The organism is Hymenobacter glacieicola (assembly GCF_014640315.1).
GTDB classification, from domain to species: domain Bacteria; phylum Bacteroidota; class Bacteroidia; order Cytophagales; family Hymenobacteraceae; genus Hymenobacter; species Hymenobacter glacieicola.
Genome location: NZ_BMGS01000008.1, coordinates 89649 through 103461, shown reverse-complemented (window position 1 = coordinate 103461; position 13813 = coordinate 89649). Strand labels below are relative to the sequence as shown.

Annotated in this window: 14 protein-coding genes and 1 pseudogene; 4 read left to right on the top strand and 11 right to left on the bottom strand. The window is 59.7% G+C overall.

Translation table 11 applies throughout. The features are described 5' to 3' along the window. Nucleotides 1-39: 39 nt before the first annotated feature. The gene (locus tag IEW18_RS15325) at nt 40-324 is read right to left on the bottom strand and encodes a 2TM domain-containing protein (protein WP_188558747.1); all 285 of its coding nucleotides are present in this window, start codon (nt 322-324) and stop codon (nt 40-42) included. Nucleotides 325-535: 211 nt separating this feature from the next. Between IEW18_RS15325 and IEW18_RS15320 the strand changes: the two genes are divergently transcribed. Further along, nucleotides 536-1105 carry an O-acetyl-ADP-ribose deacetylase gene (locus tag IEW18_RS15320; protein WP_188558746.1) on the top strand — a complete coding sequence of 190 codons (570 nt, stop codon included), beginning with the start codon at nt 536-538 and terminating at the stop codon, nt 1103-1105. On the opposite strand, the gene IEW18_RS15315 is transcribed toward IEW18_RS15320, so the two are convergent. From IEW18_RS15315 to IEW18_RS15290, 6 genes are all read right to left on the bottom strand, one after another. Then, nucleotides 1097-1891 carry an alpha/beta fold hydrolase gene (locus IEW18_RS15315; RefSeq protein WP_188558745.1) on the bottom strand — a complete coding sequence of 265 codons (795 nt, stop codon included), beginning with the start codon at nt 1889-1891 and terminating at the stop codon, nt 1097-1099. The genes IEW18_RS15320 and IEW18_RS15315 overlap by 9 nt on opposite strands. A gap of 190 nt (nt 1892-2081) precedes the next feature. After that, nucleotides 2082-2636: a DUF502 domain-containing protein gene (locus IEW18_RS15310; protein WP_188558744.1), complete on the bottom strand. Its 555-nt coding sequence runs from the start codon at nt 2634-2636 to the stop codon at nt 2082-2084. 142 nt (nt 2637-2778) lie between these two features. After that, nucleotides 2779-3663, bottom strand: coding sequence for a 4-hydroxy-3-methylbut-2-enyl diphosphate reductase (locus IEW18_RS15305; protein ID WP_188558743.1), 885 nt, complete (start codon nt 3661-3663; stop codon nt 2779-2781). A gap of 135 nt (nt 3664-3798) precedes the next feature. Continuing rightward, a complete protein-coding gene (cmk, locus tag IEW18_RS15300; RefSeq protein WP_188558742.1) occupies nt 3799-4515 on the bottom strand; it encodes a (d)CMP kinase in 717 nt (238 codons plus the stop codon). 41 nt (nt 4516-4556) lie between these two features. After that, a complete protein-coding gene (locus IEW18_RS15295; RefSeq protein ID WP_188558741.1) occupies nt 4557-4949 on the bottom strand; it encodes a hypothetical protein in 393 nt (130 codons plus the stop codon). A 10-nt stretch (nt 4950-4959) separates the two neighbouring features. Then, nucleotides 4960-5610 (bottom strand): hypothetical protein, encoded by a 651-nt coding sequence (locus IEW18_RS15290; protein ID WP_188558740.1) that lies wholly within the window; start codon nt 5608-5610, stop codon nt 4960-4962. A gap of 300 nt (nt 5611-5910) precedes the next feature. Here IEW18_RS15290 and ade point away from each other — a divergent pair, with 300 nt between their 5' ends. After that, complete coding sequence (gene ade, locus IEW18_RS15285) at nt 5911-7566, top strand: adenine deaminase (RefSeq protein ID WP_188558739.1); 1656 nt, start codon at nt 5911-5913, stop codon at nt 7564-7566. A 173-nt stretch (nt 7567-7739) separates the two neighbouring features. Here the strand turns inward: ade and IEW18_RS15280 are convergent, their stop codons facing one another. Both IEW18_RS15280 and IEW18_RS15275 read right to left on the bottom strand, forming a co-directional pair. Continuing rightward, the gene (locus IEW18_RS15280) at nt 7740-8159 is read right to left on the bottom strand and encodes a response regulator (protein ID WP_188558738.1); all 420 of its coding nucleotides are present in this window, start codon (nt 8157-8159) and stop codon (nt 7740-7742) included. 52 nt (nt 8160-8211) lie between these two features. Continuing rightward, nucleotides 8212-9186, bottom strand: a pseudogene (locus IEW18_RS15275) (PLP-dependent cysteine synthase family protein); the annotation flags it as partial. A 311-nt stretch (nt 9187-9497) separates the two neighbouring features. Here IEW18_RS15275 and sucD point away from each other — a divergent pair. Continuing rightward, entirely contained in the window at nt 9498-10379 is an 882-nt protein-coding gene (gene sucD, locus IEW18_RS15270; protein WP_188558736.1) for a succinate--CoA ligase subunit alpha, read from the top strand. A gap of 383 nt (nt 10380-10762) precedes the next feature. Here sucD and IEW18_RS15265 read toward each other — a convergent pair whose 3' ends face one another. Next, nucleotides 10763-11497 (bottom strand): outer membrane beta-barrel protein, encoded by a 735-nt coding sequence (locus tag IEW18_RS15265; RefSeq protein WP_188558735.1) that lies wholly within the window; start codon nt 11495-11497, stop codon nt 10763-10765. A gap of 135 nt (nt 11498-11632) precedes the next feature. Here IEW18_RS15265 and IEW18_RS15260 point away from each other — a divergent pair, with 135 nt between their 5' ends. Beyond that, nucleotides 11633-13033 (top strand): mercuric reductase, encoded by a 1401-nt coding sequence (locus IEW18_RS15260; RefSeq protein ID WP_188558734.1) that lies wholly within the window; start codon nt 11633-11635, stop codon nt 13031-13033. Between the two features lie 9 nt (nt 13034-13042). Here IEW18_RS15260 and IEW18_RS15255 read toward each other — a convergent pair whose 3' ends face one another. Beyond that, nucleotides 13043-13738, bottom strand: coding sequence for a hypothetical protein (locus IEW18_RS15255; RefSeq protein ID WP_188558733.1), 696 nt, complete (start codon nt 13736-13738; stop codon nt 13043-13045). Nucleotides 13739-13813 lie beyond the last annotated feature (75 nt).

The following is a 13813-nucleotide window of genomic DNA, read 5'->3' as shown; positions in this document are numbered from 1 at the left end:
AGGTTGCAGCTCGGGTAGTAGCTGCGGTGGCATTCTGATTTACACGCGGTTAGCTCGTTCGCGCACTAGCCGCTCATACTCCCGCTCCGAGAGCTGCGCCCGGCCCATGCTGCCGTAGGTAGAAAAGCCCTGAATGGCAACTCCAATGCCCCAGAACACCGTGGACCACACGGGCCAGGGCAGCGGCGTAGCAGGCCGACCCGTCAGCAGCCAGATGGTCCAGAGCAAGGCGTTGACGGTGATATAGGTAAACAGGTGGGACTTGAACTTGGCGCGGTCTTTCGCCATCCGCCATAGTTGAGGGTCGCGCTGGGAGGTTTCCATGGGTGCGTAGGGTTTCTAGTTGTTGGATGCTCAAACGTAGGACGCTACTCAATATACGCAAATTCATATCTACTCAAACCGACATTTGGGAGGGCTGAACCGTTAAAATGGGCCTCTGAACCGGTAGCACCCCGGCAGCTTTAGGCACGAGGAAAGGGCAACAGCCGCCGCACCGGAGGCGTTAGGGAGCGGAAACCCTACCCCAGTGGTCATGCCTGATACCTCCTCTCCTGCAAGCTGGCGCACGGAAGCCCGGCGCTTCGGCCGCGTCCTGCTCTACCGCGGCAACATTGTTCACCTGGACACCGACGCCGTGGTGAATGCGGCCAACTCCAGCCTGCTGGGCGGGGGCGGCGTTGATGGGGCCATTCACCGCGCCGGCGGCCCCGAAATTCTGGAAGCCTGCCGTGCCCTGCGCGCCAGCCACTACGGCAGCGGGCTGGCTACCGGGCAGGCCGTCATCACCACGGGCGGAAGGCTGCCGGCTCGTCATGTTATTCACACGGTAGGCCCGGTCTGGAACGGTGGCCACCAGCACGAGCCGGAGCTGCTGGCCAACTGCTACCGCAACAGCCTGCGCCTGGCCGAGCAACACCGCCTAGGTAGCGTAGCTTTTCCGGGCATCAGCACGGGCATCTACGGCTACCCCAAAGCGGAAGCAGCGGAAATCGCCACCCGGGAAGTAAAGCAGTTTCTGCAGGCGCACGAGTTTCCGCAGGAGGTCGTTTTCGTAGCCTTTGACGACGACGGATATGAGCTGCTGGCCCGCACGCTAAGCTAAACGCAGCTCGGGGTGGCGGCGCAGGTAGGCTGCTACGTCATAGATGAGGCCGGCGTGGCCCGCCTCCAGCAGCACCGTGTGAGCCGCCCGCAGGGAGGCAATAAACCCTTGTAATCCTGCGTGCGGAATCACCCGGTCGTGGCGGCCCAGAAAGAACGTGACGGGCGTGGGCTGGCGGTTAAGGGTAGCGGCCAGCTTGCTCAGGTCGAAAGTCAGCCGGCGAAACCCCGTCCAGCTGCGGTACACCCGCAGGCGCTTTTCCCGGCTGTCGAGCTGCCACTGGGCAAAACGGATAAGGTTGGCATCGAGAAGGCGCCGCTGGTGCAGTGTGTCGAGGAAGCGCAGAATCCGTTGGGGGCGCAGTACCGCCCGGCCCAGCACCCCGCGCATCCAGGGTGGGTAGGTAGCCAACGCGTACCAGAACTGCCGCTGCAAGCCATCGGGCGCAATCAGCCAGATCTGCTCTACCTGCTCCGGCACTTGCTCGGCCAGGGTAAGGGCGAATTTGGCCCCCATGCTAAAGGCCAGCAAGCTAAACTTTTCGATGGTCTGAGCGCGCAGAAATTCCCCGAGCAACTCGGCAAGGCGCTTTTTGGTAAGGGGCGCATCGGCTTTAGTTAGCTTGCTACGACCGTGGTAGAACAGGTCGAAGGCGTACACCGTAACCCCCGGGCCCAGCGCCTGCACAAACGTGCGCCAGTGCCCTTCGCCCTGCCCGTACCCATGAAACGCCAGCACTACCCGCGGCCCCGTACCATACTTCTGGAAATGCAGGTGGGTTTTCATGAGGGTGAAGTGGTGAGATGGTGAAACAGTGAGTAAAAGGTCCGTCATCCTGAGGCGGTAGCCGAAGGGCCTTCTCACGCGTGAACAGGTCCTTGTTACGATTATCGTGCTGGCATGGTACGGTCCTTCGCTCCCGCTCAGGATGACGGACCTTTTACTCACTATTTCACAAACTCACCATCTCACCACTCTATCCCAGCCTCGATACGCCACCCGAGACGATGAACTTCATGACTTCACTGCTGGGTAGGTCGAGGTAGGTGATATTCTGAACCGGCACCAGCACCAGTTCCCCGGAGAAGTTGTAGGAATGAGGAAAGTACACCGCCAGCAGATCGTCGCGGTGAATGGCCTGCATGCTGGGCTGGGTCACGAAGCCCATTTTGTAGGTTTGCTCGGTGGCGCTCATGCGCACGAGCACCGGCCGGTTGAACTTCTGGTTGTCGCCCACGAAAGCGTCAAACAGATCTTTGAGGCTGGAGTAAATGATGCTGACCAGCGGGGTGCGGTGCAAGAGCCGCTCCGTAATAATCAGGAAGGGCCGCACCAGAAACGACTTTGCCACGAACCCCACGGCCGAAATCAGCAGGATGGCCACCACCAGTCCCAGACCCGGCACGTCAAAGCTCAGCCCCGCAAACAAGTCGTTAAGCCAGCGCAGCAGCGCGTACAGAATGTAGATGGTCAGGCCAATGGGGGCAACAATCAGAAACCCACTCAGGAAGTAATTAAGCAAACGGCGCATGGCGCGAAGATATGGGCCCGTGCGCAAGCTACCCCTCTAAACTGTCATTCCGAACGAGGCGAGGAATCTGGGGCACCACCACGAGGGTAGGCCAGATTCCTCGCTTCGCTCGGAATGACAGTGCTGGAGGATGTGAGGTGAGCTATACGGCGTGGGCGGCTACTTCCTCAATCCGGTCTTTTACCCGCTGCATCAGCCACATGGGCGTGCTGGTAGCCCCGCAGATGCCCACGGACTCGGCGCCGTGAAACCACTCCTCATCCAGCTCCTGCTCATTTTCCACGAAGTAGCTGCGCGGGTTGGTTTTGTTTACCACCGAAAACAGGGCCTTGCCATTGGAGCTTTTGCGGCCACTCACAAAGATGATAACGTCGTGCTGGACGGCAAACTTGGCCAGCGCGGGCTCCCGGTTGCTTACCTGCCGGCAGATGCTGTCATTGGCGTCAAAGGCCTCCAGAGAGCCGCCGGCCGCGCTGATGCGGTGCTCTATCACTTCTTTCATGTGGTAGAAACCCGCCGTGCTCTTGGTAGTCTGGCTGAACAAGGTCACGGGCCGGGAGAAGTCAACCTGGTCGAGGTCCTGCTCCGTCATGACAATGATGGCCTCGTTGCGGGTCTGGCCCGTCAGGCCAATGACCTCGGCGTGGCCGGGCTGCCCGTAGATAACTACTTGGCCGTTTTGGCGGGTAGTGGCATCAAAGGCGTGCTTCACCCGGTTCTGGAGCTTGAGCACCACCGGGCAGGAAGCATCAATCAGCTCGATGTTATTGCGCAGGGCCAGCTCGTAGGTTTCCGGCGGCTCGCCGTGGGCCCGAATGAGCACCTTGGCGTCGTGGAGTTCTTCCAACTGCTCCCGGTCGATGATGCGCAGGCCCAGCGCGTGCAGGCGCTCTACCTCCATGCGGTTGTGCACAATGTCGCCGAGGCAGTACAGTGTTTTCTGCTGGCCCAGCTCGTCCTCGGCCATTTGAATGGCAAATTCAACGCCGAAGCAGTAGCCGGAATTCTTATCGATGGTGACGTTCATGGACTCTAAGATGTGACGCTTCGGCTTGGTCAGCAGCCAGAGTGTCGGCGCAGTCGATTCGCTGACCACGAATCGAATAGCTGGTAGACCTACAACAATTCTGCCGCACTTTTGCTCCCGGCAGCGCTTGGCTTCTTATTTCTGCTCGCTGCCCTGCCAGCCCGTGGCGGCCAGCGAGAACAGAGAAGCCGACACCCGCTCGAGCACAAAATCCACTTGCTCGTCAATCATCATGTGGGTTGTGTCGAGTAGTACTGCGTCGGAGGCGCGGCGCAAGGGGCTTTCCGCGCGGGTAGAGTCCAGGTGGTCGCGCTTGCGCAGGTTTTCCACAATTTCCTCTACCGGCACGTGCTCGTCTTTCACCGCCAGCTCTTCCTGCCGGCGCAGGGCGCGGGTCATGACGTCGGCCGTCATAAAGATTTTCACTTCCGCGTCGGGAAAAACGGTAGTGCCAATGTCGCGCCCATCCATTACTACCCCCCGCTTGCGGCCCATGCGCTGCTGCTGGCGCACCATGGCATGGCGCACGGCCGGAATGACGGATACTTCGCTTACGGAGTTAGAAATGCGCATTTGCCGAATTTCATCCTCCCGAATTACCCCGTCGAGGCACAGCTCATTGCGGCCGGTTTTGCGGTTGCGCTTGAAGGCAATGTGCATGTCGTGCAGGGCTTGCTCCACGCGTGGCAGATCATCAAAGCTGATGTTATGCTCCAGCAGATACAACGTTACGCCCCGGTACATAGCGCCGGTATCAATGTAGGCGTAGCCCAGCTCCGCGGCCACGGCTTTGGCCGTCGTGCTTTTACCACAGGAAGAGTAGCCGTCGATGGCGATGACGATTTTTCTCATGGCAAGGTCGGGGCTAGGCTCGAGCGGACTGAAAGGACTCACTAAATCCAGGATTTACGGCCCGGCTTGGCAGCCAGACGCTCAGGTACACCCGCAAAAAAAGCAGCAACGGAGTGGGATTCTCCCTTGGTCAGTTGCTCGCTTACGCGGTAAAAAGGATTGAAAAACGAGGTTTGGTTGATGCCCACGCCGGTAGTGCCATCGGGGCCCTGGGCCCAGGTGCCGCCGTAGGTATCGACCAGGCACTGGCCCAGAAAGCACCCCAGCGCCGTGATAACGCCCTGACGGTCGGTTTCTTTTATGGTGGGGCGCTGGCCTTCAATGAACTCGGCCAGCCGGGCTACGGCGGCGGCATCAAAGCTATTTACCTGCAACTGCTGTCGCACGGCTTCGGCGGCAGCTACCAGGGAGGCAAGCGGATTGGAATCGGGCATACAGGGGTGATTAGTTTGAGGTTGGCAGGGAGGTTGATTTTTGCCAACGGGCATACGTTTGCAGAATCTGCTGCATATGCTGACGCCCTACTTTGCCTTTGGTAATCTGAGCCGCCAGTTCCGGACAGTCGCCTACCAGTGGCAGCATAGTTCTGATAAATGCTGCGCGCCCAGCCGGTACAACTACCGCGTCGCCGGTAGCGGGTTGCAAAACCAAATCCATAGCGCCCGTCGGGGCACCTATATCATCGCTGAAGCCAGGACCACTTGCGCCCGTGTACCGATGGTCAAGCTTGAAGGCGACCAGTTGCCCATACTGGTACAGCTTCTGCGCAAATGCAGCCGATAGCCATCGTGAGGGCGTGCTTACGTTGCGTACTACCCCAAACGTGTCGGTTTTCAATACGAAGGCTTTCAGCTCCCCGGCCTGGTAAACAGTGGCCTCGCCCTCGGTGAACTGCACCCGCAAGTGTCCGGATGGCTCCAGGCGCAATTTTCCGCTTCGCCAGTTGCCATCCAGTAACTGGCAAGCTCCCTGGCCGCGTAGAGCGCGAGGGTCGCTGATACTGTAATTCGTATAAGGTGCTTGCCCGTAGGCGGTACCCGCGCGGAACAGCAACCCTGTAAGCAGTAGCAGCACAGGCCAGAGGATGGATTTCACGAGTACAAATAGAACTTGACGTAAAGAAACGAACTGCTCTTACCGAGGTGCTGCCAGTTAGTGACTATCGCAGGGACAAGGCGCTTTACCTGATTTGGCTTTGCGCTTGTACGACAAAGTTTTCTTCTGCTGTGGAGTGCGGGCTGCGCAGCCCGTTGACGCCAGACCAGTGCCCCCAATTAAGGCGGCTAGTAGCAAAGTCACAATCTTTCTCACGGCGCAGATTTTCGGCAAATATACGGTTCTTTACCCGTTAGCCGCCTGCCTACCTCAACTTTACCTTTGCTTTTCCCCTGGTCTATGCCCGCTGATTTTATCCTGCAAGCCAACGTCATTGATCTGTTTGCCAACACGATACGCCCCGCCACCATCACGGTAGTAGCAGGTCGCATCCAGGCCATTAAACCCACTGGAGCTACCTCCCCCAACGGGGCCCTCCCCTACGCCCTGCCCGGCTTCGTGGATGCGCACGTGCATGTAGAAAGCTCCTTGCTGGTGCCCTCCGAGTTTGCCCGGCTGGCCGTGGTGCACGGCACCGTGGCTACCGTCTCGGACCCCCACGAAATTGGAAATGTGCTGGGCGTAGCCGGCGTGCAGTACATGCTGGAGAACGGCCGGCAGGTGCCGTTTAAGTTTTGCTTCGGGGCTCCCTCCTGCGTGCCCGCTACCCCGTTTGAAACTGCCGGGGCCGAAATAACGGCCGCCGATATTGAGCTGCTTTTCCAGGAGCACCCCGAAATCGGCTACCTCGCGGAAATGATGAACTGGCCCGGCGTGCTCCACCGCGACGAGCTGGTGATGGAGAAAATTCGGCTGGCCCAGCGCTACGGCCGCCCGGTAGATGGGCACGCCCCCGGCCTGCGCGGCGAGGACGCCCGCCAGTACGCCGCCGCCGGCATCAGCACCGACCACGAGTGCTTTACGGCCGAAGAAGCCCTGGACAAGCTAGCCGTGGGCATGCAGATTCTAATCCGGGAAGGCTCGGCGGCCCGCAACTTCGAGGCCCTGATTGACCTGCTGCCCGAGCACTACGAGTACCTGATGTTCTGCTCCGACGATAAGCACCCCGATACCCTGGTGCTGGGCCACATCAACCAGCTGGTGCAGCGCGCCGTAGCCCGCGGCCAGGATGTGCTGAAAGTACTGCGCGTGGCCTGCCGCAACCCCGTGGAGCACTACAAGCTGCCGGTTGGCTTGCTGCGCGAAGGCGACCCGGCCGACTTTATTGTGGTTAATAACCTGACGGATTTCATGGTGCAGCGCACCTACCTCAACGGGGAGCTAGTAGCTGAAAACGGCCGCACCCTGATTCCGGCCGTGCCCGTGGCGGTAGTAAACAACTTTGTTACTACCCCCGTCGGCGCCCAGGACTTTCAGCTGCCGGCCCCGCAGTCGGCCGCTACCATTCGGGTAATGGAGTGCTTCGATGGGCAGCTTATCACGGCCCGCCACGACGTACCGGCCCGCGTAGAAAATGGCCTGGTGCAGCCCGATGTAGCCCGGGACATTCTCAAGCTCACGGTGGTGAACCGCTACCAGTCGGCCCCGCCGGCCGTGGCCTTTATTCAGGGCTTCGGGCTGCAGCGGGGCGCCTTGGCCAGCAGCGTCGGCCACGACTCGCACAACATCACGGCCGTCGGCTGCGACGACGAGAGCCTGGCCCGGGCCGTAAACCTGGTCATGGAAGCGCGCGGGGGCCTGGCCGTGGTGTCACCCGATGGGCAAGAGCTGATTCTGCCCCTGCCCGTGGCGGGCCTGATGTCCGATCAGCAGGGCCCGCACGTAGCGGAAGCCTACGCCGCCGTCGATGCGCTGGCCAAGCAGCTAGGCTCCCCGTTGCAGGCGCCCTTCATGACGCTTTCCTTTATGGCCCTGCTGGTAATTCCCAGCCTCAAGCTTAGCGACAAAGGTTTGTTTGATGGCGAGGCCTTCCGCTTTGTGGAGGCAGTAGTGTAGTGTAGTATAGTGTAGCAAGTAGGTCCGCCCAAACGTAAAAGCTGCGACGTTGCATTCCGGGTAGCATGTGTAGGTATTTACTTCAGATGCACTCCGGTTTCCCTATCCGGGTAACGCAAAAGCCCGGCATCATTCGATGCCGGGCTTTTTTTAGGGGCTGGTGCAAGCTGAACTTACACCGTTACAAAGCGCTTTTGCAGCAGCTTTTGCATCTTTTCCTCCGTCAGGGGCTTGGCTAAGTACTCCACGCCTTCGTACTGGGCCACGCGGGCCGTATCGGCGGCGTGCATGGAGGTAGTCAGCACGGCCATAACGGTCTTTTCCCGGACGGCTTCGGGCAAGGAGCTGTAGAGCTTCAGGAACTCGAAACCATCCATGCCGGGCATTTTCAAGTCTACGAACACCAGGTCGGGGGCTTCGTCGCTGGGCTGCTCGCCCTTGCTGCCGCCCCAGATCTGCTGGTAGGCTTGCTCGGCCTTCGAGAAGGTGTGCACCTGGTCGGCCACGTCGAGGCGGCTGAGCAGACGGTTATTCAGGAAGCTGGTGGTTTCATTATCGTCCACCAACACCACGTTGCGCAACTTCTTTGACATGATACCGGGAGTTTAGGGTTAGAGGTTGGAAGCTGACGGGGCTAAGCGGTTAGAGCCAGCCCTGTTCGCGCATCCAGTCATCATTATAGATTTTGCCGAGGTAGCGGGTGCCATGGTCGGGCAGGACGATGACCATCGTATCATCTTCCTTCAGGTGCTCTTTTGCGTATTCCAGGGCTCCGTATACGGCCGAACCACAGGACCAACCAACAAACAATCCTTCCTCCTTAGCAAGCCGACGAGTCATGATGGCCGCGTCCTTATCCGTGACTTTGATAAAGAGGTCAATCAAGTCAAAGTTAACATTCTTAGGCAGAATATCTTCGCCGATGCCCTCGGTTTTGTAAGGGTAGATTTCATTTTCGTCGAAAATGCCCGTTTCCTTATACTTCTTGAACACCGAGCCGTAGGTATCCAGGCCTACCGTTACGATGGCCGGATTCTGCTCCTTCAGGTATTTGGCCGTGCCGCAGATGGTGCCGCCCGTTCCTACCCCGCAGGCGTAGTGGGTAATTTTTCCTTCCGTCTGGGCCCACAGCTCAGGGCCAGTGGTTTCGTAGTGGGCCGCCGAGTTCGAGGGGTTATCGTACTGATTGGGGTAAATGGAGTTGGGGATTTCCTGGTTGAGCTTGCGGGCCACCGAGTAGTAGCTGCGTGGGTCGTCGGGGGCCACGTTGGTGGGGCACACGATAACCTCGGCGCCCACGGCGCGCAGGATATCCTGCTTTTCCTTACTTTGCTTGTCGCTCATGGTGAAGATGCACTTGTATCCCTTCGCAATGGCGGCCAGCGCCAGGCCCATGCCGGTGTTGCCGGAAGTGCCCTCGATGATGGTGCCGCCGGGCTTGAGCAGGCCGGCCTGCTCGGCATCCTCCACCATTTTCAGGGCCATCCGGTCTTTCACCGAGTTGCCGGGGTTAAAGTATTCCACTTTGGCCAGCACGGTGCCTTTGATGCCGTCCGTGACTTTATTGAGCTTCACCAGCGGGGTGTTGCCGATAGCCTCAATGATGTTATTCAGATACATGGGTGAGAGGTAGGTGGTGTTTGGAGAGAGGACCACAAAGGTACGGATTTGCCGTCGTAGCCCGCTGCGGCTCCCTCCTATCCGCCACCGCCCGCCAACCCGACTAGAAATCAACTGCCGGCGGCGCAGCGGCTTTAGTGGCCGCGGGCCGGCCATAATGCCCTGCGGCTGGCCCGGCTTGCCTAGTGCTCGGGTGTAATGCAGAGGTAGCTTGCCGCGCCCCCAAAAAAGCCTACTTTTGCACGCCGCTGCCGTATTGGCGGGGGCTAGTTCCCACCCGCAACCCGCATCTTCTTTTTAACCCCGCTTCTATGAGTGTTCTGGTCAACAAGGATTCCAAAGTGATTGTGCAGGGCTTCACCGGCTCCGAGGGCTCGTTCCACGCCCAGCAGATGATTGAGTACGGCACCAACGTAGTTGGTGGCGTAACGCCCGGCAAAGGCGGCACCCAGCACCTGGACCGTCCGGTGTTCAATACCGTGGCCGAGGCCGTAGCCCAGGCCGGCGCCGATACCAGCATCATCTTCGTGCCCCCGGCTTTTGCCGCCGACGCCATCATGGAAGCAGCTGACGCTGGCATTAAAGTTATCGTGACCATCACCGAAGGCATCCCGACCAAGGACATGATTGCGGTGAAGGAATACCTCAAAGGCCGCGAAGGTCTGCGCATGATCGGGCCCAACTGCCCTGGCGTGATGACCGCCGGCGAGTGCAAAGTAGGCATCATGCCGGGCTTCATTTTCCAGAAAGGCCGGGTAGGCATCGTGTCCAAGTCGGGCACCCTGACCTACGAGGCCGTTGACCAGCTGACCAAAGCCGGCCTGGGACAGACCACGGCCATCGGTATCGGCGGTGACCCCATCATCGGCACCACCACCAAAGAAGCCGTGGAGCTGCTCATGAACGACCCCGAAACCGAGGGCATCGTAATGATTGGCGAAATTGGCGGCGGCATGGAAGCCGAAGCGGCCCGCTGGATCAAAGAAACCGGCAACAAGAAGCCCGTAGTAGGCTTTATTGCCGGCCAGACGGCGCCTCCCGGCCGCCGCATGGGCCACGCCGGTGCCATCGTAGGCGGCGCCGACGACACGGCCGCCGCGAAAATGGCCATCATGCGCGAGTGCGGCATCCACGTAGTCGACTCGCCCGCCGAAATCGGCGACACGATGCTGCGCGTGCTGGGCAACAAGTAATTTTTGCTTCAACGTTTTGCGCACAAAAGCCCCGACATATGTCGGGGCTTTTGTTTTTACCTACCCAGGGACTAGTGGTATGAAAACGACTGCACATTAAGCTCAGCGGACGAGCTACCTGCCTGGGCGCGAATTTTTCCTACGCGCTGCTCAGCCCTTGCCAAAGCGCTGGCTGCTACGGGCAATGCGTCAAGAATTCCTGGTAGGGCCGGTTGGCGAACGTCCTTCCGCTGTTTTCGCTAAGGAGCCATCCTGGGCGTAATTGCTACCTGCCTTTTGCCAGCCGTTGCTGAAAGGGACCTGCTGAGCGCGGGTCAACTCGGCTTTATCAAAGAGCAAACTCAACAATTGCCAAAGCAAATACTAGCCCTTTTCCGAAGTAGCTACTTTAGGCCGCTCTGCCCGCCTACGTTCACCACCAGCCCGAACTGGAACACGGAGTTGGCCGCCTTGAGGAACTTGCGGTGCTTGAGGCCGAAATTGCTGCCGCTAATCAGCTGGAAGTCAACGGGGCCGACCAGGTTGATGCGGGTGTAGGTAATGGGCTCCAGGAAAATATTGTCCTCGGAGGCGCGGGCTTGGTTGTCGAGGCGGAAGTTGCTGAGGTTGACGTAGCTCAGGCGCAGGGCCGTGCCGTAAGTTACGGGCCAGTCGCGGCCCAGCACGTGGTAAGTTTTCTTGTCTTTGGAGGTGTAGTTGGCCTGGGCAAAATACTTGGTCAGGTTGCCTTCCAGCGTCCGCGTGATGCCTTCGGCGGGGGTGCGCTCCACCCGTTTGGTGTGGCCCAGGCCGTAGCCGCCGTAAAATTCCAGCACGCGCTTGTCCCGAATCCGGGTGAAGTACCCGAGGCCTATCTCCCCAAAATCATGGTCCTCGGCTCGCTTCTTTTTGTCGGTGTGCAGAAACGACGCCGAACCCATTACCCCCAGATGATCCGTGAAGGCATACGCACCCTGCACCGACGTGTTTTGGCTGAAATTGGTGTGAATACTGCCGCTCCACTCGCCTTTCTGAGTAAGTAAGGGCACCTGAGGCGGGGGCGGAAAATAGAGCGAGGAACAACTGGCCAAGACCAGGAGCAGAAGCGGCAGCAGGCAACGGAGAAGCAAAAGCGGCATAGGCAGCAGGAATGAGCAGTTGGAGGCAGAACGTTGGAACGGCGCTTTCGTTGTGTCGGGCAGGGGGCGGCGTTTTACCGGTTTGGCGCGTATAGCGTTACCGTTGGGCTTACGCCCCCCTACCCCTTCCCTACTATGGCTACTTCTGTTCGCTACGATGCGCTTATCATTGGCTCCGGCCAGGCCGGTAACCCCTTGGCCACGGCCCTGGCCCAAGCCGGGCGCACGGTAGCCCTGGTTGAGAAACACTACCTCGGCGGCTCCTGCATCAACTACGGCTGCTCCCCGGTAAAGGCCATGCTGGCTTCCGCCGAACGAATGGAGCAAGTAGCCACTGCTGCTGATTACGGGGTGAAAGCCAGCGCGCCCAAAGCCGACCTACGCGCCATTGTGGCGCGCAAGGACGCTATTATTCAAGCCAAACGAGAAGGCGTAGAGAAGAACTTAACCGAAGAGCAACCGGGCATTACGGTGCTCCACGGCCACGCAGCCTTTACCAGTCCGCGCACCGTGCGCGTTGCCCTGGCCAGTGGCGAGCAGCAGCTGGTGAAGGCCCCGCTCATTTTCATCAATACCGGTACCCGGGCCGCCGTGCCCCCCATTGAAGGACTGGCCGATTCCGGGTTTATGACGAACGAAGAGCTGCTCAATCTGAAGCAGTTACCCGAACACCTGCTGATTTTGGGTGGGGGCTACATCGGGCTGGAATTCGGGCAAATGTTTCGGCGCTTTGGCAGCCGCGTCACCATCATAGACGAAGGCCCTACCCTACTGGAGCACGAAGATGATGATGTGTGCGAAGCCCTGCGCGGTCAACTGGCGGCTGATGGGGTCGAATTCATGCTTGGGGCCCGGGTACGCCACGTATCGCGCAATGCCGACGGCGTGTACACGCTCACGGCTGCCACTACTGCTGGCGAGCGGCGCCTGCGCGGCTCCCACCTGTTGGTGGCCGTGGGCCGGGAACCTAACACCGACGAGCTAGGCCTGGAAGCGGCCGGCGTCGAAACTAATGAGAAGGGCTATATTCTGGTGAACGAGCGGCTGCAAACCAACGTGCGCGGCATCTATGCCCTCGGCGACGTGCATCCCGGCCCGCAGTTCACCCACCTCAGCTACGATGACTACCGCGTCGTGCGCGACAACTTACTGCACCGCAAGCGCCGCTCGGCTAAGGCCCGCCCCCTGCCCTACGTAGTGTTTACCCAGCCCCAGCTCGGCCGCATCGGCCTTTCCGAAACCCAGGCCCGGGAGCAGCAACTCGACTACCGCGTGGCAAGCATGCCAGTGCGCGTGGTGGGGCGGGCCCAGGAAACGGGCCACAGCGCGGGCTTTATGAAGGTGCTGGTGGACGCCCGTAACCACCTAATCGGGGCCACCATTTTCTGCGAGCAGGGCGGTGAAATCATGTCCATGCTTCAGCTGGCCATGGCCGGTGGCCTCACCTGCGACCAACTACAGAACATGGTGTTTGCGCACCCTACCTGGGCAGAAGCCCTAAACAACCTGTTCGCCAAACTGGAAAAGCCGGTTTGAGCAGGCACCTTACTCCTTGAATAAGTGCGGATATATCACCAGCCCGAAGGAAGTAAAGAGCCGTCCTTCCCGCGTATCACGAATGGCCGTACTAGTATTAGCTGCTCTAGAGTTGGGCGACCAGGATACGCTGGTTGCTACCTGCCCTTGCAACCAGGGTACGCGCCCCTGCCCGCCGAAACGCATAAACAGCATGGGCTCCACCCGAACCATGTGGTGCAGGGGGATGGGGTTGCCCCGATTGGTTAGGGTAGCAAACTGCACCCGTGAAACCCGGCAGGCACCCCCGAATGTCGTCCAACCGGCATCATTGGCAACGTAGGCTTCCCCAAAGAGCTTGTGAAAATGAGCCGCGTACTCGTTGGTCGGTACGGAATTTCTAAAAACAGACTCAAAGTCGTCGCGGTAGCGCCGGCTGCTACGGCCCTGGCCGTAGCCCAGCATTCCGCCTATCAGCCACTGCTCATCGATGTATTGATACGTACCGGCCCCCACTTCCAACTGCCGGATGCGGAAGTACGCGGAGTCGCGGCCGTCACTGCGCAGGCCGCCGGCTGCACGCACGATGACATGCTTGGCGGGCGAGTAAGCGGCGGAAGCCTCGAGCCGGCCCGTGAGGTAGGCGCTGGCTGCTACTTCGGCCTCGCCTTGTTTATGCACCAGCGGAGCGCCGGGCTGCAGGGGAGCATACACGGAACAGCTCATCAGCAAGGAGCCAACAACGGCGCAGGCCGCTCTTTTTAGAGTGGATAAGGATGCCACCACAGTTCGTATCGGTGT